Annotated in this window: 20 protein-coding genes; 14 read left to right on the forward strand and 6 right to left on the reverse strand. The window is 35.1% G+C overall.

The genetic code is table 11. The features are described 5' to 3' along the window. Positions 1-108: 108 nt before the first annotated feature. The 3 genes from ACN4EE_RS10120 to ACN4EE_RS10130 form a co-directional block, all read right to left on the reverse strand. Positions 109-1764 (reverse strand): DUF3352 domain-containing protein, encoded by a 1656-nt coding sequence (locus ACN4EE_RS10120; protein ID WP_431706318.1) that lies wholly within the window; start codon positions 1762-1764, stop codon positions 109-111. A 104-nt stretch (positions 1765-1868) separates the two neighbouring features. After that, complete coding sequence (locus ACN4EE_RS10125; RefSeq protein ID WP_431706319.1) at positions 1869-2249, reverse strand: type II toxin-antitoxin system PemK/MazF family toxin; 381 nt, start codon at positions 2247-2249, stop codon at positions 1869-1871. After that, entirely contained in the window at positions 2239-2568 is a 330-nt protein-coding gene (locus tag ACN4EE_RS10130; RefSeq protein WP_431706320.1) for a type II toxin-antitoxin system Phd/YefM family antitoxin, read from the reverse strand. Before ACN4EE_RS10130 ends, ACN4EE_RS10125 begins: the two co-directional genes overlap by 11 nt. A 210-nt stretch (positions 2569-2778) precedes the next feature. Between ACN4EE_RS10130 and ACN4EE_RS10135 the strand changes: the two genes are divergently transcribed. The 4 genes from ACN4EE_RS10135 to ACN4EE_RS10150 all read left to right on the forward strand — a co-directional run bounded on the left by ACN4EE_RS10135 (position 2779) and on the right by ACN4EE_RS10150 (position 6765). Continuing rightward, the gene (locus tag ACN4EE_RS10135; RefSeq protein WP_431706321.1) at positions 2779-4014 is read left to right on the forward strand and encodes an FAD-dependent hydroxylase; all 1236 of its coding nucleotides are present in this window, start codon (positions 2779-2781) and stop codon (positions 4012-4014) included. 93 nt (positions 4015-4107) lie between these two features. After that, a complete protein-coding gene (ndhN, locus tag ACN4EE_RS10140; RefSeq protein ID WP_431706322.1) occupies positions 4108-4587 on the forward strand; it encodes an NAD(P)H-quinone oxidoreductase subunit N in 480 nt (159 codons plus the stop codon). Between the two features lie 178 nt (positions 4588-4765). Next, positions 4766-5446 carry a salt stress protein, Slr1339 family gene (locus tag ACN4EE_RS10145; RefSeq protein ID WP_431706323.1) on the forward strand — a complete coding sequence of 227 codons (681 nt, stop codon included), beginning with the start codon at positions 4766-4768 and terminating at the stop codon, positions 5444-5446. A 5-nt stretch (positions 5447-5451) separates the two neighbouring features. Then, complete coding sequence (locus ACN4EE_RS10150) at positions 5452-6765, forward strand: AMP-binding protein (RefSeq protein ID WP_431706324.1); 1314 nt, start codon at positions 5452-5454, stop codon at positions 6763-6765. Positions 6766-6775: 10 nt separating this feature from the next. Here the strand turns inward: ACN4EE_RS10150 and ACN4EE_RS10155 are convergent, their stop codons facing one another. Continuing rightward, complete coding sequence (locus ACN4EE_RS10155) at positions 6776-7036, reverse strand: hypothetical protein (protein ID WP_431706325.1); 261 nt, start codon at positions 7034-7036, stop codon at positions 6776-6778. Positions 7037-7265: 229 nt separating this feature from the next. On the opposite strand from ACN4EE_RS10155, the gene ACN4EE_RS10160 reads away from it, so the two are divergent. The 8 genes from ACN4EE_RS10160 (at position 7266) to cobT (ending at position 22061) form a co-directional block, all read left to right on the forward strand. Beyond that, a complete protein-coding gene (locus ACN4EE_RS10160; protein ID WP_431706338.1) occupies positions 7266-14390 on the forward strand; it encodes a hybrid sensor histidine kinase/response regulator in 7125 nt (2374 codons plus the stop codon). Between the two features lie 288 nt (positions 14391-14678). Further along, a complete protein-coding gene (gene acpP, locus ACN4EE_RS10165) occupies positions 14679-14927 on the forward strand; it encodes an acyl carrier protein (protein WP_431706326.1) in 249 nt (82 codons plus the stop codon). Between the two features lie 344 nt (positions 14928-15271). After that, positions 15272-16519: a beta-ketoacyl-ACP synthase II gene (fabF, locus tag ACN4EE_RS10170; protein ID WP_431706327.1), complete on the forward strand. Its 1248-nt coding sequence runs from the start codon at positions 15272-15274 to the stop codon at positions 16517-16519. A 134-nt stretch (positions 16520-16653) separates the two neighbouring features. Then, positions 16654-17946, forward strand: coding sequence for a Glu/Leu/Phe/Val family dehydrogenase (locus tag ACN4EE_RS10175; protein ID WP_431706328.1), 1293 nt, complete (start codon positions 16654-16656; stop codon positions 17944-17946). A gap of 184 nt (positions 17947-18130) precedes the next feature. Continuing rightward, positions 18131-18883: a phosphoadenosine phosphosulfate reductase gene (gene cysH, locus ACN4EE_RS10180; RefSeq protein ID WP_431706339.1), complete on the forward strand. Its 753-nt coding sequence runs from the start codon at positions 18131-18133 to the stop codon at positions 18881-18883. A gap of 140 nt (positions 18884-19023) precedes the next feature. Beyond that, entirely contained in the window at positions 19024-19878 is an 855-nt protein-coding gene (gene purU / locus ACN4EE_RS10185) for a formyltetrahydrofolate deformylase (protein ID WP_431706329.1), read from the forward strand. Between the two features lie 75 nt (positions 19879-19953). Further along, on the forward strand, positions 19954-20658 hold the full coding sequence (locus tag ACN4EE_RS10190; RefSeq protein WP_431706330.1) for a hypothetical protein: 705 nt from the start codon (positions 19954-19956) through the stop codon (positions 20656-20658). Positions 20659-20909: 251 nt separating this feature from the next. Then, positions 20910-22061, forward strand: a complete 1152-nt coding sequence (gene cobT, locus ACN4EE_RS10195) for a nicotinate mononucleotide-dependent phosphoribosyltransferase CobT (protein WP_431706331.1) — start codon at positions 20910-20912, stop codon at positions 22059-22061. On the opposite strand, the gene ACN4EE_RS10200 is transcribed toward cobT, so the two are convergent. After that, positions 21990-22427, reverse strand: a complete 438-nt coding sequence (locus ACN4EE_RS10200) for a hypothetical protein (RefSeq protein WP_431706332.1) — start codon at positions 22425-22427, stop codon at positions 21990-21992. The genes cobT and ACN4EE_RS10200 overlap by 72 nt on opposite strands. Positions 22428-22632: 205 nt before the next feature. Then, entirely contained in the window at positions 22633-23442 is an 810-nt protein-coding gene (locus ACN4EE_RS10205; RefSeq protein WP_431706333.1) for a glutathione S-transferase family protein, read from the reverse strand. Between the two features lie 432 nt (positions 23443-23874). Between ACN4EE_RS10205 and ACN4EE_RS10210 the strand changes: the two genes are divergently transcribed. Together ACN4EE_RS10210 and ACN4EE_RS10215 are read left to right on the forward strand one after the other, a co-directional pair. Next, a complete protein-coding gene (locus ACN4EE_RS10210; RefSeq protein WP_431706334.1) occupies positions 23875-24714 on the forward strand; it encodes a leucine-rich repeat domain-containing protein in 840 nt (279 codons plus the stop codon). Between the two features lie 178 nt (positions 24715-24892). Beyond that, the gene (locus ACN4EE_RS10215; protein ID WP_431706335.1) at positions 24893-25861 is read left to right on the forward strand and encodes a CHAD domain-containing protein; all 969 of its coding nucleotides are present in this window, start codon (positions 24893-24895) and stop codon (positions 25859-25861) included. Positions 25862-25967 lie beyond the last annotated feature (106 nt).

Consider the following 25967-nt stretch of genomic DNA (forward strand, 5'->3'; position numbering starts at 1 on the left):
TTGTTGACTATAAACTTATACTACTTAAACCGAAATAGATACTATACTTTGTTTAAAAGTGATTATTTTTCGATTTTAGGTTATTCTAACATATTTATTCAGCAATCTCTACTTACTAGAAGATAGGTTAAAGAAAATAGTACCTTTTTTGACTCCGTTTTCGACTCCTTCACTGGTGATAATTAGGGATTGCAAGTTATCAAATAATGGTTTAAATCCTAATTCGGCAATTTTGACAATAGGAAATTTCTTGACTAGATAAGGTTTCAAAGGTTGCCACTGTAGATATAAATAACCGTCATTTTCTGAAGATAAACCAGAAATGCTCGATCGAAACTCCTCTGATTCGAGTAAATTATGGTTAGGGTTGCTTAAAATATCACTCAAAACATTGACAGAATTGGTTAAAATTTCGTAGGAATCCTTCTGAGTATGCACTCCTTTGACTTGTGCTTCCAGACGAGAAAAATTATTATCGGAGGTAGTGACTAATTTTGTCCATGCGGTGATAGTGTTATCTTTAAGGGGTAATGTACCAACACTTAAACCACTTTCTTTGGCAAGGTTATCGAGTTTATCCGTCAATCCCGTCTCGTTGATGAATAACCAGTCTAAATCTTGAGTTTGCTTGTTGATAGAAAGAGATAACCCATATTCTCCCGTTACTTGAGGAAAAATATCTTCGTCAAAATCGATGTTTAAAGATTCTTCTAGGGGATGGATAGCATTCCAAAGGAGTTGAGGTAAAGGATTATTATTATTCAATCCCCCCTTAATATCTTGCCAAAATCCTTGTAAGTCAACTCCAGCCACTGATAAAATACTGTTATCGGGAATGTAGGCTAAAGTTTGAGGTGTCGTAGATAATTTGGGCGCTTGGTTTTCTGTGTCATCCATGCCAAAAAGACGACTATAAGTCACTAAACCTTGAGGATTTAAGGCTAAAGAAAGGGTTAAACTTTGAGATTGAGGATTGCTGACTTCTCCTTGATTTGTCACCCATGCCGAAGTAGAAGGTAAATTAAAATAGGCGATACTAACTTTTTCCTTTGGTAAGGATTCGATCGAACTTTGGTATGCTAAATCATGGGCTAAGTTGAGATCGATCGCTTGTGCATTATTAAGCGCTTCTTTTAATACCTGTATCTCATTAGCGAATAAGACAAAATCTCCTATTACCGCCGCTGCCACCTGTTTAATTTCCGTATCAGGTATTAAGGGTTGTTGATAAACTAACTTAACTCCTTTATACTCATCTAAAATCAACTGCGCACTATTAGAAACCGCTTGTTTGCCGTAATAAGTCTGTAAAAATTCCCTTGCTAAATCCGCAGATTTATGTTTTACCGCTAACAAATATCCTGATTTTATACCATTATCTGGATTATGATCATAGTCTAACGATGTCACCGCAAAAGTAATTTCATCTCCCAACCAGTCTTGTAAATCGTCTGGAGAATCCACTTGTGCTTGAGATAGTAACTTTGTTCTGAACAGTTCGATCGATCTTAAAACCCGTTTTTGTTCATCATTAGAAGGTAATAAATTCGCTATCACTCCCAACTTATCAGGATTGATCAGTAAAGATACCATGAGGGGCGATCGTTTGGGAACAAATACGATACCTTGAGGATTATTTTTGACACCCCCTTTATGGATATAGCTAGAGTATTTCCCTGAAAATAAGCCAACACTCAAGACGATAACAAGAATAATAACAACGGAAACAATGACAATTTTTGACAGACTAGAACGAGATTTCATAAGTAATTTTTCACTCATTACTTTAGCTTTTTCGGCAAGAAGCCTTACACCGTATTCTACTATAAAAAATACTCACAAAATCAGGAAGGAATGATTTACTCATATTAACATAATAAATTGTCCAGATCAATGTCAATGATAGTAATAATTGAAATCGCAATTTTTTGCATTTCTTCTTCGGAAATTACACCAATTTTTTTTTGAAAGCGTTGAATATCAACTCCTCTTAATTGAATAGTATCTACCGCAGAAATTTTTGTTAAATTATTGATAGAATTAGGTACAATTTGAACGTGCCAAGGATTTTGACTAAAGTGTTTTTTCCAATCAGTAATCGGGGCAATTAGTTTTAATGGTAACTTACCAATGGCATCAGAATTAATCACGATAACAGGACGAATTTTTTTTATTTCAACTCCTAAAGTTGGCTCTAAATTGACTAACCATATCTCTCCTTTTTTGGGTAAAATTGTTTTAATAGTCAATGAAATCTCCTTCGCTAAAATGTTGCCATTCTTGATTTTCTTGATAATGCAATAACATTTTTTCTGCACTTTTTCTTAAAGTTTTTGCCCTTTCTTCTGGTGGCAACTTTAAAATAGCTAATCTTTCTGCCAATGTTAAATCTTTATCGCCTAAATTAGACGATTGTTTTTGAGGATTAGATAACCGTTGATATTCTTCGACTGATAACATTATCGCAACCTGTCGCCCTTGTTTTTCAATCAATACAGGCTCTTGTCTTGCCCAATCTAAGAGCATTCCAAAACTATTTTTTGCCTCTGTAGCGGTTAAAGTTTTCATAATTTGACAAGATTTATTAACTATTTTAGCTAATCATAGCAGATTTTTTCTTAAATTTTTGGTAAGCTAGTTTGCATTTAAGTTGTCTGGTTGAGAGAGAGTTATAGATATTGACAGAAATTTTCTCAATAATTCCCTATTCATTGTTAAGATATATTAAGGATTCGATCGAGCGGATTTCGATCGCCATAATATTATTTGCAGTGAGTTATGAATCAAGAAAAATCCCCTATCACAAATCTATCCGTTAGAGAAAAATATGATTTAGTCATTGTCGGCGGAGGTATAGTTGGTACAACCTTAGCCGTAGCCTTAAAAAATACAGGGTTAAAAATTGCACTGATTGAAACTCAAACCCTCGCTATGGCAAAAAGTCGTAAACAAGCCTACGCCTTATCAATTTTAAGCGGTAAAATTCTTGAAAGTATTGGGGTTTGGCAAAATATTTTTCCCCATATAGGCAAATTTAAACATATTCGTCTCAGTGATGGTTTTTTTCCTTGGATAGTCAAATTCAAAACCGAAGACTTGCAAACAGATTATTTAGGTTATGTGGGAGAACACACTTATATATTATCTGCTTTACAAGAAGCTAGTTTACAATCCCCTAACATTACTTGGTTAGAAAATAGTCAAGTGATAGCCATAGAAAAGCTAGACTCTCATAATATAGTGACTCTTAATCATCAAAATCAACAAATTACCCTTGAGACTAAGTTACTTATCGGCGCTGACGGAGCAAAATCCTACGTTAGACAACAAGCAAACATCAAAACTCGTGGTTGGAAATATTGGCAATCCTGCGTTGCTTTTACCATCAAACATTCCGCCAATACTAATGATACTGCTTTTGAACGTTTTTGGGAAACAGGTCCTATGGGTATCCTTCCCCTCCCCGACAATCGTTGTCAAATCGTGTGGAGTGCACCCCATGCCATCGCTAAAGAATTGCAATCCTTACCCGTCTCAGAATTTATCTCTCGTCTGCAACATCATACAGAAGGTTATTTTGGTACATTTGAATTAGTGAGCGATCGAAACCTCTTTCCAGTACAATTAATGCAGAGTGAGACTTATGTTAAACCAAGACTAGCATTAATAGGAGATGCTGCTCATTGTTGTCATCCCGTGGGAGGGCAAGGTTTAAACTTAGGTATCAGAGATGCCGCCGCCTTAGCAGAAGTATTAACTCAGGCAGTGAAAGAAGGAAAAGACATAGGAGATTTAGACGTATTAAATCAGTATAATAATTGGCGACAACGAGAAAATTTAGCAATTTTGGGCTTTACTGACTTTTTAGATAGATTTTTCTCTAGTAATCTCTTACCTATTATTGCTATTCGCCGTTTAGGGTTACTAATGATGAGACATATTCAACCCTTAAAACTTTTTGCCTTAAAGTTAATGACAGGCTTAAAAGGTAGAAAACCCCTTATTATTACATGACACCGAATCGATCGAACCCGATCAAATCAACACAAATCCTATTATAATCAAGGAAATTAGCATAAATGTTATTAGTAATCATCAATAAAATTCATGGCATTATTAACCACTGGTAAAGGTTTTATCAAAGACTTAGAGAAATCTGGTATTCTCGGAGTTTATGCACCTCTTGAGGGGGGTTTTGAAGGGCGTTATCAAAGAAGATTGAGAACATCAGGTTATCATACTTTTAATCTTTCTGCTAGGGGATTAGGAGATTTAAGTGCTTATTTAATGGGTATTCATGGGGTGCGCCCTCCCCATTTAGGGAAGAAAAATATTGGGCAAGAAGGTGCAGTTGGGTTAACTTATTTTGTGCCTCCTATTGCCCTTTCACAACTAGAAAATTTACCTCCTTCTTCTAAAGGTTTAGTATTGTGGATTATTGAAGGATTTGTTCTTTCTAATGAAGAAAAAGAGTATTTAATTAGTTTAACAAAACAAGAGCCTAGAATTAAAATTGTTTTAGAATTAGGCGGTGAGCGTTACTTCCGTTGGGAGTCTTTAGAATCTGTTTTAAGTGCCGTTGCTTAATTAGGATTTACAAAAAGATAATGCTATTTTGTCTTGTCATTGCGAGGCACGAAGCAATCTCTTGTTACCTTAATTATCGGTACAAAAACATAAGTTTTATTAGTAGTGTAAAATAATGTTATAGGACGATCAAAACTTCGTCCTTAATTTCTCTCGTTGTTTATTGTCTGATAAATCTATGGATAATATCGATAATTTTATTACACAAATTGAACAAAAATATCATCGATCGAACCCTGTTAACCAAAGTGTAAATCATGGTGATAATAAAGTGAATAATAATGATATAGATTCTTTTTTATCTAATTTACAAAGTGAAAAATCCACTAATAAAACTCCATCTAATAAAGATGATTTATTAGCAGAAATTGAGACAAAATTTAAAGATACTAAGGTTAGATCACAAAGTAGCACGGCTCGATCGAACTCTAAACAAAGTAAATCAGAGGATTTATTAACAGAAATAGAAAGTAAATTTATTCAACAAAAACCCCAAAATAAAAAAGAAACTTCGCCAGATTTATTAGCTGATATAGAGAATCAATTTAAACAGAATAAAACCTCATCTAAACCTGCTCAAAAAAGTAATTTAGCAGAGCAAAAATTAGACGAAATAGCTGAAAGTTTTAGTAAAAAACAGAGTGAAATTAAACTGCACAGTAAAACAGAAAATTTAGAAGAAATTAGACAAAAAGAATTAGAGAAACAAAGACAAGAAAAACAACTAATACGCAAAGCTGAATTATGGTTAAAAAATTTAGATCCCTATTCCGATGAAGGTTTTTGGTTTGAACAATTTGCCCTATCTTATAACACTAAATTAGAAGCTGCGATCGACTATTTAAGAGCTTTACAATAAAATTAATGATTCACAATTTACAACAATTATTAAACAGACAATGGATATATTATCCCGATAAAATTTCCATCATCAATGAAGCAAAAATTAATCATTATTTAACTATAATTAAGGCTTATCAAACAACGGAAAAACATCCCATAATTTTTATAGCAGAAAGAGACGAAATTAATTTTATCAATGCTTTTTTTGCAGGAATTATCAGCAAATCTTGTCTTTTTTTAATCAATCCCCATTGGCAACAACAAGAATGGCAACAAATCGAAAAAATAGTTAAACCTGATCTTATTTTTGGCAAAATTAACTATAACTTTACCCTCACTCCCCAAGCCTTACCAAAACTAGAAGCCATAATGATACCCACAGGAGGCACATCTGGAAAGATAAAATTTGCCATTCATACATGGAAAACTCTCACCGCTTCTGCTATGGGTTTTAATCAATATTTTGACAGTATTCCCATTAATTCCTATTGTTGTCTTCCCCTTTATCATGTTAGCGGTTTAATGCAGATAATCAGGAGTTTTATTAGTAATGGTAAGTTAATTATTAATAGTTTCCAAAATATCAAAAATAATTTAGAAATAGTCGAAAATTACCATGATTATTTTATCTCTTTAGTGCCGACCCAATTACAATTTTTTCTGCTTAATAAACCAGAATACTTAAAAAAATTTAAAACAATTTTAGTAGGAGGTGCGTCTATTTATCCTCAACAAATAGCATTAGCAAAGCAATATAATTTACCCTTGTCTTTAACCTATGGCATGACAGAAACCGCATCGGGAATAAGTATTTTAAAACCTGACAAATTAAGAGAAAACCCTAGTAATGGGCAAATTTTACCTCATGCTCAAGTTATCATAGAAGGGAAAAACCCAAATTTAATTCAGATTAAAGGAAATTCTCTTTTCAAAGGATATTATCCCCATTTTGAAGATATTAATACTTTTATTACTGATGATGTTGGTTATTTAGATAATGAAAATTTTTTACATATTTTAGGGCGTAATAGTCAAAAAATTATTACGGGAGGAGAAAATGTTTTTCCCTCAGAAATCGAAACGGCAATATTATCGACAGGATTAGTTAAAGATATTTATATTAAGGGTGCAAAAAATGACTATTGGGGCGAAGTAATTACAGCTTTTTATATACCAATTAATGACAAGATTACAGAAGCGGATATTAAACTAAAATTAACCTCTTTAATTACTTATTATAAAATACCAAAAATTTGGCATAAATTAGATATGATTCCTCGTAATTCTCAAGGGAAAGTTATCATAGAAAAGTCGATATTCCTTCCCCCGTCATAGCAAACAAAAGTTAGCTTTGATTTTCTAACGTTTGACGAAACTCACGCAATAGGGCATTTTCTCCCATTTCACCTCGTCGCCTTAGAAAATTAAGAATGATTTGCTTAGATAAAATGGGTAAAGGAGTTATAATCTCTAATATCCCCCGATTAAAAGTTAGCTTTTGATGAGAAGATTCCCCTAAATCAAACAATAAAGCCTGATAAGTTTGCCAATGGACTCCCTCAAGCCTTGTAATATTTTCGGGTTTTGTCAAAACTTGATTAATCATACCTATGAAATCCCTAATACTATTTTTTTCAAAAATAGCAATCTGAATTTACTGAAAGATAATTTGTTTTGAAATTGCTATCAATGATTGTATAAAACTATGGGGAGCAAATTAAATATATCAAAAAAATATCAAAAAAGAAAAATATTATTTATGACTTTGTAGAATGTATTGTTAAACTAAGAGATAGACTATAAATTATTCCAGAGTAAAAAATCTGATGGTTGCTATGAATCCCTTGAATCCTGCATATCAATTGTTCGTTGACGAAGTACCTGAATATTTACAAGAAATAGAAAATGGCTTACTTAATTTGCGAGAAGATAAAAGCACTGCTAGGGTTCATAGTATGATGCGATCGGCACATTCCATCAAAGGTGGCTCGGCTAGTGTTGGTTTAAAAGGCATTAAGAATATTGCCCATAAGTTAGAAGACTATTTGAAAGCCCTGTATAATGAGGATTTGGTAGTTGATACGGAGTTAGAAGATTTATTTTTAGCAGGTTTTGATTGTTTAGCGATACCCTTAAGAGAACAATTAGAAACGGGGAATTTCGATCGAAAACAAGCCCAAACAAGGGCAGATGAGGTATGGCAGAGGCTAGAAGCCAAACTAGGAAACGCCCTTAAACAAGTAGAAAACTATCTTCCCTCCTCCGAAGATTTAGGTATCGACATGATTGCATCTATCTTTGAAGTGGATGTAGCCCAAGAAATCCGCCGTTTGAAAGGTTTAGTCGCCTCTCCCGAAAGTTTTGAACCCGTACAAGAGTTACAAGAATCCCTCGATATTTTAACGGGATTGTCAGAGTTTGTTAACTTATCAGGATTTTCTTTACTTACAAGCATCACTCAACAAGCCTTAGACAAACACCCCCAAAAAGCCGTCACCATTGCCACATTATTTATTCAAGATTTAGATAAAAGTCGGGATGCAGTCTTAATGGGCGATCGAACCGAAGGCGGAAGCCCTTGCTCTGCCTTACTTACCCTTGCAGAAGACACCAGCGCTCATGTCGAAATGAACGTTATTGAACAGTTAGCGGAAAATTATCAAGTTACTTTTAATATAGACGATCCTAGTTATCAATTTTTCATCGCCGAAGTACCAGATTTATTGCATAACCTCGAAAGCGGATTATTGAGTGTCAAAAATGACAAAAACATCTCAAAAGTGAATGATATGATGCGATCGGCACATTCCATTAAAGGAGGGGCGGCTAGTGTCGGTTTAGAAGGTATCAAAAATATTTCCCACAAATTAGAAGATTATATCAAAGCCTTATTCGATGAAAGTGTGGTAGTGGATGATGAATTAGAAACCTATTTATTAGATGGTTTCGACTGTTTAAAAAATGCCCTCAACGAACAAATTGAAACAGGAAGTTATCAACCAGAATGGGAAGAAAATGCAAGTATTGTTTGGGATAAATTAGGACAAAAATTAGGACATATTCAAGTTAATGATTATCTCCCTTCTTCTGCTGATTTAGGGGTGGATTTAGTAGAATCTTTATTTGAAGTTGATGTTTTACAATCGATCGAACAATTAAGAGAAAGCCTGAATAATTTACCGATTATTGAATTGCAAAATGAGGTTACATTACAGCTAGAAATGTTAGTTGGCTTTAGCGAAATGACTAATTTATCTGGTTTAAAAGCTATCGCTGATACAGTATCTTTAGCTATTCAAAACTATCCCCATCGCATTCAACAAATCACCTCCCATCTCATTAATGACTTAACAGAAGCCCGACAACAAGTGCTAGAGGGCGATCGAGATCAAGGAGGTCAACCTTGTGCTACCCTATTAGAATTAGCAGGATTAACCGATGTTAACGACAGTAAAAATTCAACCCTTGATTTTAGTGAATTAATAGAAGAGACAGAGTACCAAGAAAACATCACCAGTTCTACAGAAAGTGATAATTTTGAAGAGATAAGAGAACAAGATGAAAATTTTGAGGGAAATAATGATTTAGAGTCAGAAAATTTCGATTTTGCTTCCGTTGCAGAAAATTACGAAATGAATCAAGACGAAAATCCACCCGAATTTGTTGATTTAATAGATGGTTTTCAGGACTTTGATGAAGAAGAAAAAATAGCAGAATTTGGAAATTTAGTTAATGAAGTTAATGATTTTGAACAGATAGAAAATACTGTAGATTTTACTGATTTAATTAACGAAAATCAAGAAGAAAATACTGTAGATTTTGCTGATTTAGTTAATGAAAATCAAGAAGAAAATACTGTAGATTTTGCTGCTTTAGTTAATGATAACCAAGAAGAAAATACCTTAGAATTTAGTGATTTAATTGATGATATTAATAACTATAACGAAGGAGAAAATAATTTAGACTTTGCTAATTTAGTTGATAATTTTGGTGACTATAATCAACCAGAAAATAGCTCGGAATTTGAGGATTTAGATTTTAATACCGATGGTTTTGAAGATAACATATTTAGCGAAGATGATGGTGTATCTCAACAACAAAAAGAGTTACAAGCCCAAGCCTACGAATTTTATATCGAAGAAGCAGTGGACTTGATTGCCCTTATCGATAACGGTTTAGAAAATGCCCTAGAAACCAGAGATATTAATGAGGTTAACGAAGTGGCACGGGCAGCCCATTCCTTAAAAGGAGGGGCGAGAAGTGCAGGTTTAGAAGATTTAGGTAATATTGCCTTAAGGGTAGAAAAGAGTTTGAAAGCCTTATTTAATGAGGATATTCCCCTTGATGATGAGCGGAAAGCCTACATTCGTCAGGTGTATCAGTTACTGCGTCAACCCCTTGTGGCTAGATTGGAAAATCAAAGTTTTGATGAAAAAACGGCGTTAGATTCTATTAATGAGCTTTGGGCGGAGTTTGAGGCACAATACGGCGAAGAAATCGCTAAATCTGAAGAATTTTTGCCTTCCTCCAGTGATTTGGGTATCGATATTGCTACTTCGATTTTTGAGGTGGATGTGGTAGAAGGTATCGCAACTTTACAGGAAGCCTTAAATCAAGGTAACGAAGACGAGATGCAAGACTTGGTTTCTATGCAGATTGATGTCTTTTCTGGTTTTGGAGAAATGTTGGCTTTACCCGGTTTTGTCGCTATTTGTGAAACAGCACGAAAAGCCCTTGAATATAGTCCATCAGAAATTACAGCAATTACTCAAGCCTTTATTAGTAATTTAGAAATTGCTCAAAATCTAGTAATGGAAGGCGATCGAGAGTCTGGGGGAGAACCTAGTACAGAGTTATTAGCTTTAGCAGGAGAAGCAACTTCACAGCCTGTCATAGAAGAAAATACAGAAGAAGCTATCGACACTTCGGATCAATCCTACAGTTTCTTTGTGGAAGAAGCACCAGAATTGTTAGAAATGATCGAAAATGGCTTGTTAACTCTCAAGGACGATCGAAGTACCGCTAAAATTCATGAGATTATGAGGGCGGCTCATTCCCTCAAGGGAGGCTCGGCAAGTGTTGGTTTAGAAGCAATTAAGACAATTTCACACCAATTAGAAGACGCTTTCAAAGTACTTTATGATCCTAACATCGAATTAGATGATGAGCTAGAGGGTTTATTGTTAGATGGTTTTGATTGCTTAAAAAATGCCTTAACTCAACAAATCGAAACAGGTAGTTATAACCCCCAAGAAACTTTAGCTACCGCTAATGAAATTTGGGCAAGACTTAATGGTAAGCTAGGCACGGCGCTCGATCGAGTTGATGATTACATTCCCTCATCTTCTGACTTGGGAGTGGATATTGTACAATCCATGTTTGAAGTGGATGTTCAAGAAGAATTACAACGTTTAAAAGATGTCATCAAAAATCCCACAGCACAACCCCTAGCAGGAGAATTACGAGCCACCCTTGAGGTATTCTCAGGTTTTGGAGAAATGTTAGTGTTGCCGGGGTTTGCAGAAATTGCCAAATTAGGCTTAACCGCCATTGAAAAAAATCCTCACCATGCCCTAGCTATCATTGAAACTATTATTCGAGATGCTGATAATGCAAGGGATTTAGTGCTAGGGGGCGATCGAACTACTGGAGGCACACCAAGCCAAGAATTAAGACAATTTGCCCAAACAAATGTACCTTTAGAAGATCACCACGAAGAAATATTCGTTTTAGACACAGAAGAAGATAACGCTAATCAACAAGCCTTAAATGATGTTTTCGGAGATATTGCTTCCACCAACGATGAATTATTTACCCTCAGTGATGAAGATAGACAAACTCATAGTAATATCCCTTCCCTTGATGATGTCTTTAACGTTAGTTTCGATACTGCTCAAATGGAGGCGATTCGTCAAGCTATAGAAGATGATGATCAAAATGATAATATCCCTGACTTAGAGGAAATCTTTGCGTCAGAATTTAGTGAGGAAGAAATCGAACTTTTAGCCAAAGCCTCAGAGTTGGCTTTAGAAGAGGATAAAAACGTGACAATTCCCTCTTTAAGTGATGTTTTCGCTAGTGAAGATATGCCTTCTTTGGAAGAAAATGAGCCTCAAAATACTCAGGAAGAAGATACTGCCTCTTTGAGTGAAGTTTTCTCTAATATGGATATGTCAGTAATTGATGATATGGAAGAAGAAAAAGAAGACGATAATATTGATTTACCATCTCTGAGTCAAGTCTTTTCTAATGTGGATATGTCTATTATCAATCAAGAAATTGAAGAAGTACCAGAGCAAAAAGATAATGATAATATGGATTTACCTTCCTTAAGTCAGGTATTTTCTGATGTGGATATGTCGGTTATTGATGAAGAAATTGGGGAAGGAGAAACTCAAGAAAATAATGGAGTTTTCCCTTCTTTAAGTGAAGTATTTTCTAATGTTGATATGTCTGTTATTGATCAGTTAGAGGAAATGGAAGACAAAAACGAGGATGATGCGGTTTTACCCTCTCTGAGTGAAGTTTTCTCTAATGTGGACATTACTGCCCTTAATCAAGGGAAACAAAAAGATGATACAGATACCCTTTTCCCCTTCTTGAGTGAGGTTTTTACCGATGAGGTGAAACCCGAAGTTCAAGGCAATGAAGAAACTACTCCAATACCCCAAGATGTGCCTGTCAACGAAGATGTACCCGATAAGGAAGAAAATGTGACGGATAATCTACAAGATTCGATCGAACTAGAAAAAACCTTTGATCAACAAGCCAGTTTAGGAGATATTCTTAGTAAAATCAATCGAGAAGAATCCACCACTCCTGATGAATTAAATGAAGTGGTAAGATCGATCGGGGATGTTTACCAAAAGTTACCCGGTTTAAAAACTCCTGAGCAAATTAAGGGTAGTCAGAATCGCAAAGCTAAAAAAGTAGAAAAAACTACTCCAGAAATCAAAACCCCCACTCCTGCTAATTCTGCTAAAACTAATTTAACCGTAAGAGTGGACTTAGAGCGTTTAGAAAGAATGAATAACCTTATCGGGGAATTATCCATTAACCGTAACGGGTTATCTCTCCAAAACGATAAACTGCAAACTTCCGTCAAAGAATTGTTAGAAAGATTTATGCGCTTTCAACAACTAGCAAATAATTTACGGGATTTATCCGATAAAATGGTGGCTTCTCCCGACAAATTCCGAGGTAGTAATGGCAGAAGTAATCAAAATTCTAACCTACCCTTTACCATTCCCGATGAAGGGGAATTTAATTTAACCTCCGCTTTCGACTCTTTAGAGATGGATAGTTACGATAATATGTACTATCTCACCCAAGGCTTAATTGAACAAATGATTCAATTAGAAGAGGCAGTGGATGATATTGCTTTGTATGCAGGGCAATCAGGGCAAACGGTGGAAAATCAACGCCAAATGCTCAATCGTATGCGAGATGAGTTGATGTGGGCGAGAATGCTTCCTTTGGGAGAAGTATTAAATCGTTTCCCCCGTGTTCTACGAGACTTGTCAGTAAAATACAACAAAAAAGTTAACCTCAAGTTAAGCGGTACTAGCGTATTAGTTGATAAAGCCGCCCTCGAAAAATTATATGATCCCTTAGTACACTTGATCCGTAATGGTTTCGATCACGGTATCGAAACCCCAGAAGTGCGCAAACAAAGAGGTAAACCAGAAACAGGGGTTATCGAAGTGAAAGCCTATCATCAAGGCAACCAAACCATTATCGAAATCAAAGACGATGGAGGCGGTTTAAACTTAAACAAAATTGGACAAAAAGCCATTGAGCGTCAAATGTTAACTCCTGAACAATTAGCGGTGACAACTAAAGATAATTTACTCGATTTGATTTTTGAACCCGGTTTTTCTACCGCCGCCGCCGTCACAGAAATTTCAGGGCGTGGTGTCGGTTTAGATATTGTTCGTTCTCAACTTCGATCGCTCAAAGGTACAATATCAGTGGACTCCGAAGCAGGAGTTGGCACTACCTTTACCTTAAGATTACCTCTTACCCTCACGATCGACAAATTATTGGTATTATCTGCGAATAGTCATTTTTACGCCCTCCCCTCCGATAATATTCAAGAAATCATTGTACCCGAAGAACACGAATTGAAAACCTCTGGTAACAAAAGATTTCTATACTATGAAAATAAAGTAGTACCGATTTATCCCTTAAGTGACTTATTGGAATATCGTTGCTATGTCGCCGAAAATCCCATTGTCAGCCAAGCCTTAGAAGTCTTACCAACTCCTAAAGACTGGAATCATCCCTTATTGCTTATCAGTTTAGGGCAAGAATTATTTGCGATCGAAGTTGAGAATCTAGTTAGTGAGCAAGAATTGGTTATTAAACCCTTTGGTAATGCCTTAACTGCCCCTAGTTACAGCTATGGTTGTACAATCTTAGGGGATGGTACATTAATCCCCGTTATCAACACCGCAATTTTATTGGCTAACTTCCTTGAAGCCATGAATCCCTCTAGTCGTATTAATCGTCAGGGTATGGGCGCTCTCAGTCAGAGTCAATCATTTACCGCTCCCCCCGTGAGTGCTTTTCAAGTGGCTTCTGTGTTAGTAGTTGATGACAGTGCCGCCATGAGACGAACCCTTGCACTATCTTTGGAAAAAGCAGGTTATCGAGTCATTCAGGCTAAAGACGGTAAAGATGCTCTCGAACAGTTACAACAAAGTTCTAATGTTAGTTTAGTAATTTGTGATATTGAAATGCCCAATATGAACGGATTTGAGTTTTTAGGACAAAGAAGACGCTATCCTGAGTTAAATAAAATTCCCGTAGCGATGTTAACCTCTCGTAGTAACGACAAACACCGTAAATTAGCCACCCATTTAGGGGCAAATGCCTATTTTACCAAGCCTTATATTGAGCAAAAATTCTTACAATCTATTAAAAGTTTAGTCGATCAAAAATCTCCCGCCCTAGCTTAAAGTAGTGGATAGTGAATAGTGAATAGTTAATAGTGAATAGTTTTTAATCAAAAATTCAGAGTTCAATAAATTGAACGAGAAACTATTAGAGGTGTAATTTATTACACGGTGTTTTGTCGATCGACACCTTTAATTCTTCATTCCTCATTCTTCATTCAAATTGATCATGGATAGTGACCAAAAAAATGTAAACTAAGAAACGATAAAATAGTCCGTCTTGATTTTTGTTACCTATTTAAGTCAAAATAACAAACGGATTTAATAATTAAAATCGATATTAAAAGAAATATGAACCAAGAAATATTAGAAAAAGTACAGGAAATCGTAGTTGAACAATTAGATGTTAGTGCTGAAAGCGTAACCCCTGAAGCCAATTTTGTTAATGATTTAGATGCTGATTCTCTCGATGTTGTGGAATTAGTTATGGCTTTAGAAGAGGCTTTCGAGATCGAAATTTCCGATGAAGAAGCTGAAAAAATCACCACCGTAGGAGAAGCTGTCAGCCATATTGAAGCGAAAACTCAAGCGGTTGCCTAATCTTAAAATATAAAAAATCGAAGGATAACAATGGAAGACAAGAGAATAATATTTCAAAAAATAAATACTAATGAACTATTTTTTCTTGATTTCCATACCTCCCATGAAGACTGTTTTCTTAAGGAATAGAAAAGAAGATATAAAAACAAAGAAAATAGTTTTTCAAAAACCCTAAAAATTTATCTAAATTAACTGATTAAAGGCATAATTTCTCAGGGATAAAGTTTATTGGTAAAGATATTGCATTACCAAAATAAATTAAATAGCGAATAGCTAACACCTTTCTCTATCACTAATTATGTCTATTATTAAGAGCTTATATATATACTTATTTTTAGAAAATTATGAGTAATGGACAACTAAAAAGAGTTGTAGTTACAGGAATGGGCGCTATAACTCCCATCGGTAACACTTTGGAATCCTATTGGACAGGATTAAAAGAAGGACGCAACGGTATTGGTATGATAACTTGTTTTGATACCAAGGATCATGCTTGTAAAATTGCAGGGGAAGTAAAGGATTTTGATCCATTGTCCTACATGGATCGTAAAGAAGCCAAGCGTATGGCTCGATTTTCTCAATTTGCCGTAGCCGCTAGTATAGACGCTCTCAAAGATGCCAATTTAGTCATCAATGATGATAATGCTGATGATGTGGGTATCGTCATTGGTACTGGTGTAGGTGGATTGAAAGTAATGGAAGAACAAAACGAAGTATTACTTACAAAAGGACCCGGACGAGTGACTCCCTTCCTTGTACCCACCATGATTTCTAATATGGCGGCTGGTTTAACCGCTATCCATGTAGGGGCAAAAGGACCCAATTCCTGTGCTGTAACGGCTTGTGCGGCTGGTTCTAATGCCATTGGGGATGCTTTTCGTCTCATTCAAGGAGGCTATGCTAAAGCCATGATTTGCGGTGGCACAGAAGCGGCTATTACTCCTTTGGCTATGGCAGGTTTTGCTTCAGCTAAGGCTTTATCCACTCGTAATGATAGCCCAGAGACTGCTAGTCGTCCTTTTGATGTCGATCGAGATGGCTTTGTGATGGGTGAAGGTGCTGGTATCCTTATCTTAGAAGAAAGAGAAAGCGCGATCGCACGGGGTGCAAGAATTTACGCTGAGATGGTGGGTTATGGTATGACTTGCGATGCTTACCACATGACATCTCCCGTACCCGAAGGCTCAGGGGCGACAAAGGCGATCGAATTAGCCTTAAAAGACGCTAACTTAACCCCGGATCAAATTAGCTACGTCAACGCTCATGGTACAAGTACTTCTGCAAATGATACTACAGAGACAAAAGCCATTAAACGGGCTTTAGGAGACAACGCCCACAAAATTGTCGTTAGTTCGACTAAATCCATGACAGGTCACCTTCTAGGTGGTTCTGGAGGTATTGAAGCAGTGGCTACGGTATTAGCGATTTATCACGATCGAGTACCCCCTACAATTAACTTACAAAATCCCGATCCCGAATGCGATTTGGACTATGTAGCTAATGAAAGCCGTGAGGTAAAAGTAGAAGTTGCCTTATCTAACTCCTTCGGTTTTGGTGGGCATAACGTCACCTTAGCATTCAAAAAACACTAATGAATGAAGAATGAAGAATGAAGAATGCCCAATACCCCAATACCTAAACCAGAGAATTTTACCGTAACTGAGTTAGGCTCGATCGAACCCGAAACATGATTAAATAGAGATAGGATTATAAGGAGCTTAAAATTATGTCCATGTCTCTATTAGCCGATGCCAATGTCAGATTAGAAGAAGCATTAAAATATGTCTCGATTTCCGAGGATGCTTTTTCAAGGCTAAAATATCCTAAAGCTAGTATTAGCGTGTCGATTCCCGTGCGTATGGATGACGGTTCATTAAAAATTTTTCAAGGCTATCGGGTGCGCTACGATGATACCAGAGGACCGGGTAAGGGCGGAGTACGTTATCATCCATCTGTATGTTTGGATGAGGTACAATCCCTAGCGTTTTGGATGACGTTTAAATGTGCCTTGTTGAATTTGCCCTTTGGCGGTGCGAAAGGTGGTATTACCGTCAATCCCAAAGAATTATCCAAAGCAGAATTAGAAAGATTGAGTCGGGGTTACATCGAAGCCATCGCCGATTTTATCGGACCGGATATAGACATATTAGCCCCCGATGTTTATACTAATGAGATGATCATGGGGTGGATGATGGATCAATATAGTATCATTCGCCGTCGCATTTCTCCGGGGGTTGTCACGGGAAAACCTCAAACTATGGGAGGTAGCAAGGGAAGGGATACCGCAACCGCTACAGGTGCTTATTATGTCATTAATACCATCCTAGCTAAGTATAACCAAATTCCTGAAAAAACTTCGATCGCAGTGCAAGGATTCGGTAATGCGGGGGCGGAAGTCGCCGAATTGTTAGCAAAAGCAGGTTATAAAGTTGTTGCCGTGAGTGACTCCCAAGGGGGCATTTATTCCAGTCAAGGCTTAGATATTCCTAGTATTCGTCAATATAAAAAAAATCATCCCACCGTAACAGGAGTTTATTGTAAAGATAGCGTTTGCAATATTGTAGAACATGAAGTCATCACCAATGAGCAACTATTAACCCTTGATGTGGATGTTTTAATTCCTGCGGCGTTAGAAAAACAAATTACCGAAGATAACGCTGATAAAATCAAAGCTAAGTATATATTTGAAGTTGCAAATGGTCCTATTACTTCTTCAGCAGATAAAATTTTAGAGTCTAAGGGTATTTCTGTTTTTCCTGATATTTTAGTCAATGCAGGAGGTGTAACCGTTAGTTATTTTGAGTGGGTACAAAACCGCAACGGCTTATATTGGAGTTTAACGGAAGTGCAAGAAAGGTTAAAAGTCAGAATGATTGAGGAAGCTGAAGCAATGTGGGATATTGCTCAAAAAATGGGGGTTTCTCCTCGCACAGCAGGTTATATTCATGCCTTAAACCGCTTAAATGAAGCCATGTCGGCTAAAGGCACGAGAGACTATTATCAAGCCCAACATTCGTGATAGGGGAAAAAGAGACAGGTGGACAGGTGGACAGGTGGACAGGTAGAATTAACTATCATAGACTCATTAAGTTAGTATAATATTGTCTGTGTCTGAAAATTAATTTTAACCTCTATCTGGAAAGTCCATCGAAGTGCTAGAAACTAAGTTAACATCATCTCAAGAAAATTCGTCTGTTAAGTCTGTGTATCCCATTTCTCATCGTCATCTCGATCTTAAGGCGATTAATGATAACCTTGCAGTAGCTAATGCTCAAGACATTATAGCATGGGCGGATCAAGAATTTAGCCATAATTTAGTGATAAGTACCAGTTTTGGCATTCAAGCGGCGGTGATGTTGCATTTAGTCACCTTAGTTATTCCTAATATTCCAGTGATTTGGATTGATACGGGATATTTACCGAAGGAAACTTATCTTTTTGCGGAGGAGTTAACTCAAAGGCTGAATCTTAATCTCAAAGTCTATCAATCGGATTTGTCTCCTGCGAGAATGGAGGCGATTCATGGTAAGATTTGGCAAAACAAAGATATTGAATCTTTAAATCTGTACGATCGAATTAGGAAAGTTGAACCCATGCAAAGGGCATTAAAAGAGTTAAATGCGAAGGCATGGTTAGCAGGTTTAAGACAAAATCAAACCGACTATAGACAACAATTGAATTTTGTCAATAGACAAGGGCAACAGTATAAGATTTTACCTATACTTAGATGGACTTCCAAAGATATTTATGAATATTTGACTAAATATAACTTACCCTATCATCCCTATTTCGATCGAGGTTATGTATCCGTAGGGGATTGGCATTCCAGTCGCCCACTAACTGCCGATGATGATAATGAAAGAGACACTCGCTTTCATGGGGTAAAACAAGAATGCGGTTTACATCTACCCACTACCACCGAAGAAGCGCAAAGTCTTGATTCTAGCCAACTTTAAAATGAATAATGAGTAACTAGGGGCTTAATATATTAAGCCCTCCCTCACCAGAAAATAATCATCATTTGTTGTTTTCCCCCTCTTCCCTCTCTTCCCCCTCTCCTTCCTCCATCTATCCACTTGTCCATTATTCACTAATTATGAGTTTAGATACTGCTACTTTACTGGTATCTTGTCCTGATCAACAAGGTTTAGTCGCAAAAATCGCTAATTTTATCTATTCTAATGGCGGTAATATCATTCATGCTGATCATCATACAGACATGGAAGCAGGTTTATTTCTGTCTCGTATTGAATGGCAATTACAAGGTTTTAATTTACCAAGAGAGTTAATAGGTGCGGCTTTTAGTTCGATCGCACAACCCTTACAAGCAAGTTGGCAACTACATTTTTCTGACACTATACCGAAGGTAGCAATCTGGGTAAGTCAACAAGATCATTGTTTATATGATTTATTATGGCGTATTCAGGCGAAAGAATTAAAAGTTAAAGTCGGTTTAATTATTAGTAACCACGAAAAATTAGCGAAAATTGCTGAACAATTTGCCATAGAATATCACTATTTACCTATTAATAAAGATAACAAAAAAGAACAAGAATTAAAACAGTTAGAATTGTTAAAAAAAGCTGATATAGATTTAGTTATTTTGGCAAAATATATGCAGGTTTTAAGCTCTGATTTTATTAAAGAATTTCCGAATGTAATTAATATTCATCACTCTTTTTTACCAGCTTTTATTGGTGCAAAACCTTATCATCAAGCCTACAGTCGAGGGGTTAAAATTATCGGGGCAACCGCCCATTATGTAACTCAAGATTTAGATGCAGGACCAATTATTGAGCAGGATGTGGTTAAAATTAGTCATCGAGATACCGTAGAAGATTTAATTAGAAAAGGCAAAGATTTAGAAAAAATTGTTTTAGCTAGAGGGGTAAGATTACACTTACAACATCGAGTTTTAGTTTATGGAAATCGTACTGTAGTTTTTGCTTAAAATACTCAATAGATTAGGCTGTAATTTTTAATTCTTAATTCTTAATTCTTAATTCTTAATTCTTAATTCTTTATTATGACACAAACAAACGTATTATTTCCCCTAGGAGGAGCTTTAGCTGGAGCTTACACCTATTCTACTATTGGTGGTATTGGTTTAGTGGGAGGTTTTGGAGGTGTTGGCTTAGGTTTAGGCACTATGGCAGTAGTAGGTTCGATCGCAGGTTCGGCATTATATGGCGGTTTACAGGGAGGTAAGGATGCTTATGTAGCGACAACTTTAGGAGTTTTAGGTGGGGCAACCGTATATAATTCTATTGGAGGAGTTGGATTAGGTATTGGGGGTACTGCTTTTGGTATCGGATTAGGTACAATGGCGTTATCAGGGGGGATTTTAGGCTTAGGAATTTATGGCATTACTAAAATCTTAAATGATGATTCTCCGAAAGAGTCTTTTGCAGAAATTTACTTCAGAGTAGAAGAAAAAATAGTTGAACAAGAATTGTATAATCAAGCCATAATGGAACTAACATCACCTGAGTTAAGTTGGCAATACCAATGGGCTAATATTGAAATAGAACATGAATTAAAGCAATTAAAAAAAGTTATTCAACCTGCTTTAGAAAGTCAGAAAAAATCAGGCAATACTTTAGATAATTTACAACAAAAAAGAAAAGTTTTAATGGAAGAATTAAAGACAACCTATTCTAGTTCTAAAAAATTTGATTTATTGCAACAAATTGATAAAATTGAAGAAAAAATTAAACATTTTAAATTTTAATTAGTATAGCCGTCCGTTATTATGAAAAACTATGATATTTTTTTTTGGAAATTTAGTTCAATTTATTGAATTGTATCTATTAGACGTCAGATTGCTTCGTGCCTCGCAACGCTGCTCGATTTATTACACGTTGGGATAATGGTTTGGACTCATTAATCTCCTAGCAAGATGATAAAGTTAAAATAACTCGCTTTGCAATAAACTGGCAAAGCTAATAGTTAAAATCAGCTAAAGCGATTAATTTATATATAATGATCTATTTTAAAGACAGTGATATTAAAATTTATACAGAAATTGACAAGGGGAGGCAATGGTTAGAGAAATATTCGGGTTGTTTGCCTATCTTCACTTGCACTTTAGGATTCACTAACACTGCTTTATTGGAGGGAATTTCTACGGCGGGAAAAACTCCTGAGTCTCGGCGTTATACTGCTTTAGCTGATGCAGAATTTTTAGTTAATGGGGTTAATAGTAATGCTGTTTTTCCTTTACCTCCTCTTGCGGTAGGGGTTTCTCCTACTTTTATCAGTCGTGCCGTTATTGAAAGGTTTAATTTACCTGTCTATGTTTTCAATAGTGGTTTATTACAGCAACCTTCGGTGTCTGTTATTGATTTAGGTGGAAAACCTGCTGATTGTGTTTCTACGGGGAAAGCCTTACCTTTATCTACGGTTAAACATTTACATCAACAAGGTTTACATTGGGGAGAATTGTTGGCACAAAAAGCTCGATCGAAAAGTGAACGATCGAACTATGTTATTCTAAGCGAATGCGTAGTCGGAGGCACAACCACAGCTTTAGCCTTACTTACTGCTTTAGGAAAACAAGCTGATGGCAAAGTAAACAGTAGTCATCCTATCTGCAATCATCAACAAAAATGGGAGATTGTACAACAGGGTTTAGCTAATGCGAACCTTTCGATCGAATCTGATGCTTTAGAAATTATATCTGCCATTGGTGATCCTATGCAAATAGTAGTCGCATCTATGGCTATTTCGGCGAGTAAACAAACAGGGGTAATGTTAGCAGGAGGTACACAAATGTTAGCAGTTTTTGCCCTCATTCAAGCCCTCAATCAACAATATGATTATAAAGCTAACCTCGACAATATTATTATTGGCACTACCCGTTGGGTGGCAGAAGATACCACAGGAGATACCATAGGATTAAGTAAAATTATTGGAAATATTCCCCTATGCGCCACGGATTTGAATTTTAGCCTTTCTCGTTATCCTAGTTTACAAGTATTTGAACAAGGATTCGTTAAAGAAGGAGTAGGCGCTGGAGGAAGCGCTATGGCATCTCATTTATTAGGTATCACTAAAGAAGAATTATTGAGCATGATAGAAGCCATTATTTCTCGTTTCTACAGTGTTACGAATAGCGAACAATTGATCTTCTAAAGAAGCAATGCGATGATAGGCAGCAGTTAACTGGGCAGTTAAACGATATACTTGTTCTTCACAGGAAATATTACTATCAATAGGAGAATGGGAAGACAAATCTGCATAAATAGAACCATCATCGATTAAAATATCTTCATCAGAATCAAAGTTATTTGTCGGTTTATGATCACAAGAAGGGCGAATTAAGGTTAAATTGCCATGACTTTTTTTCTCTTGATGATAATTAGAGATAACATTAGAATCCTCTGACAAAAGATGATTAATTTCATCCCACCCGATATATTCCCCTAATTTTTTTACCGTATGATATAGCTTGGTTACTTGACGTTGCAAACTAATTAAATCTTGTTTCTTTTCTAACATACGATTATAACCTCTTATATTTATAATGATTTCATTTATCTTTTCTCCTTTCTATGCTAAAGTCTTTAAGAAAATAATCCCCAGTATTCCTGATTAATTTAATATTTGCTCAAGTAATGGATGGTGAATAGTGAATAATTATTAATTGTTAATTGTTAATTGTTAATTGTTAATTGTTAATTGTTAATTATTAATTGTTAATTCGTTATTCTATTTCGATCGAAGTGGGTTGATTGCCCCCATCGGAGTTAAAATTATTACTATTAGACTTGTCCACAGGTTGACGATAATCAGCATAAATTCGATCGCGCCATGTAAAAAAGACATCATAAACACCACTATCACCCACACCGGGGATGCCTTTACCCTCCAAATCAATAGGTAAATCAAAATAAGCAACGGGAGGAAACTTAACAATAGTCGTCAAAGCAGAAACCGTTAAATCAGCTAAAGTGATTTTATCACCAATTAAATAAGGTTGATTTTGCAGAATTAAAGTTAAAGACTCTAAATCCTTTTTTAAACCTTTTTCCCCTATTTTAAGTACATCAGTACCAAAAGTAAGTCCCATACCGATAGCATTAAAAATTTCCGAAGGAAAAGCGCTGACAAAAGTTTTCAAAATATCAGGAGTATTTTTCGGTAGAAAAGAAGTACGGAAACTAGGATAATGATTTAAAGCACCCATAAAAGCCTTACGCGCCTTCAACGCCAAAGAATCATCAGCCCATTCTTCCATCAATAAACACTGCGCCCTAGCCACGCCCTCGGCAGGAATTAAGGGTTTTTCGGGGTATTTACTATCTAAATATAAAGCGATTTCTGTGGAATCTGCAATAAATGTATCACCATCTTTTAACACAGGAACTTGTTTTTGTCCTGATACTTTAAATACTTCAATTTGTCCAATACCCGGAGTAACTTCAATTTTTTTATACTCCAATCCCTTGTAATCAAGAATTAACCTAACTTTTTCACAAAAAGGGCATAATTCAAATTGATATAGTTCTAACATTTATTTAACCTCTATCTTTATAAAACTTAACATTCATCTTAGCGTTTTTCCAAGAAATAGTGAACATGAATGCAGAATTAAAGAATTAAGAATTAAGAATTAAGAATTAAGAATTAAGAATGCAGAATTAAGAATTAAAATTTTTTCCTAGTCTTCTAGTTTCCCTATCATATTCATCATTTTTTACTGTACTTTAGACTAAATGAAAAATTACACTACCAGTAGTGTATCTAAACGATAAATTTTGGCTAAAAAACACTACTTATAACGTTAGTCTAAAGTATAATTTTTATGTTAGACATTCTTATTAGTTTGTAGGGTTTGAATAATATTCAACCCGTATAGCACTTCAACCCTTGTTTTACTAAATATAGTCTATCTCTATTGAACTCAAGGTATGATAGTAAAGATTTTATAGTGGGAGTGAACACAATGTCTCTTTTTAAATCTAGTTTAATGATAGGAATATTAGCAACTACTTTTATTCAACATAAAACCCTTGCCCAAAATACCGTCACTATCAATAATTTTAGTGATTGGTGTAGCCAAGAAGAATCCGTGCCTTCCGCAACCCAAAAAACGATTAACGCCATTGTCAAAGCCTTGAGAGTCGAAAATTGTCAACAAGTCGCAGAAATTGCACCGAAGGTATTTAGCATTAATATTAGCAGTCAAGGAATTACTGATTTACGCCCTTTTAATAGTTTTGTCAATCTCTCGGAGTTAACTTTATACGATAACGAAATTATTGATATTAGTGCTTTAAAACCCATGACTAATCTTAAAAAATTGATTTTAGGGCATAATCAAATATCGGATATAACTCCCCTTGAGTCTTTAACTAATTTAGAAAAACTGTATATTAGTGATAATAAAATCGAGGATATAAAACCTTTAGAAAATTTAACTAAACTCAAAACTCTCTATATCAATCAAAATAATATTAGTGACTTAAAACCCTTAGAAAATTTAAGTAATTTAGAAGAATTATATGCTAAAGAAAATAAAATTTCTGATTTAACTCCTCTGAGTAAATTAACCAATTTAAAAGAGTTATATTTAGACAAAAATGAAATCTCTAATTTAAGTCCGTTAATTGCTTTAAAAAATTTAGAAGAATTATCTATTAACAGTAATAGTATCACTGATGCCAATATTGAACCATTATGGGAATTAGAAAGTTTGAGGAAATTATATATTCATAATAATCCTGTTTCTCGACAATTCTGCCCTAATAATCCTAATGCTTTATGCTTTATTGGTAATCGATAAACTAGGATACACTATAATTTTACTGATTTAAAAAAGTAATAGGTAATAGGTAATAGGTAATAGGTAATGGGTAATAGGTAATAGGTAATAAATAAAAAATCATTTAGTCCGAATTTTATCTTGAACTGACGTTACAATGGAATAAAAAGATGAATCTTTATGGAACTGAATCAAACTTATGTATAATTTCAAGATTAAAGATAATCCTGTTACTTTAGCTGATTTTGCTTTTAATGCCATAGCTAAACAGACTAAAAAAATTGTTAAGTATGAAGAAAAAATCTTAACAGAAAATGATCCCGAAAATTTACATCAAATTCGAGTCGGGATGCGCAGACTAAGAAGTGTTTTAAGTGTTTTTTCGATCGTAATTATTATACCATCAAGTATTACGGATAAAAAAATAAGTTATCTTGCCCGAATTTTGGGCAAACAAAGAGATTTAGACATTCTTAAAATTAATTTAGAAAACAAATTTCATCATAAATCTTTAGAGGAAGAAAGTGTTTTAGTTGGTAAAATTATTCATAAAATGAGTGAATCAAATTTAGACTCTAATACGAACAATTTAATAACTATTTTAACTAGCAAAAAATATCAACATCTCAAAGAAGATTTATTGTCTTGGTTAGATAATCCTCGATTTAGTTCGATCGCACTGCAAAATATCAAGAATGTTTTACCAGATTTATTATTACCTCAAATAAGTCGATTTTTTTTACAATCAGGATGGTTAGTTGGTACAAATATTGATGAAAATGGAGTTATACAAATTCAAGAAAACTTATCAGAAAAAAAGATTAATTTATTAATTAATCAGCAAGGAGAAAGTTTACATAAACTAAGAAAAGAAGCAAAAAAAACTCGTTATCAACTAGAATTATTTACAGAATTTTATCCCGAAGAATATCAAGAATATTTAGGCTTTATTGTGCAAGTACAGGAAATTTTAGGAGAAATTCAAGATAATCTTTGTTTACAAGATCATTTAACAGAAGTAATAGGTAATAAATGGTTAAAGAAACTTAATAATTTACATAATTTAATTGTAGAGGATAAAGTAAATAAATGGCAACAATGGCAACAACTACAAATCAAATTTTTCTCTCCTGATTTTTGTCATAATTTAAGAAAGATCATTAATTAATAAATTAATAACTGACGTTACGCACTCATGGGTAAAATTTTAATAGGTATCAGGTATCAGGTATTAGGTTAAATTCAAACTGTTAATTTATAACAATTGCATTTTT

The sequence above is a fragment of the Geminocystis sp. CENA526 genome, from assembly GCF_050753365.1.
Classification (GTDB): domain Bacteria; phylum Cyanobacteriota; class Cyanobacteriia; order Cyanobacteriales; family Cyanobacteriaceae; genus Geminocystis.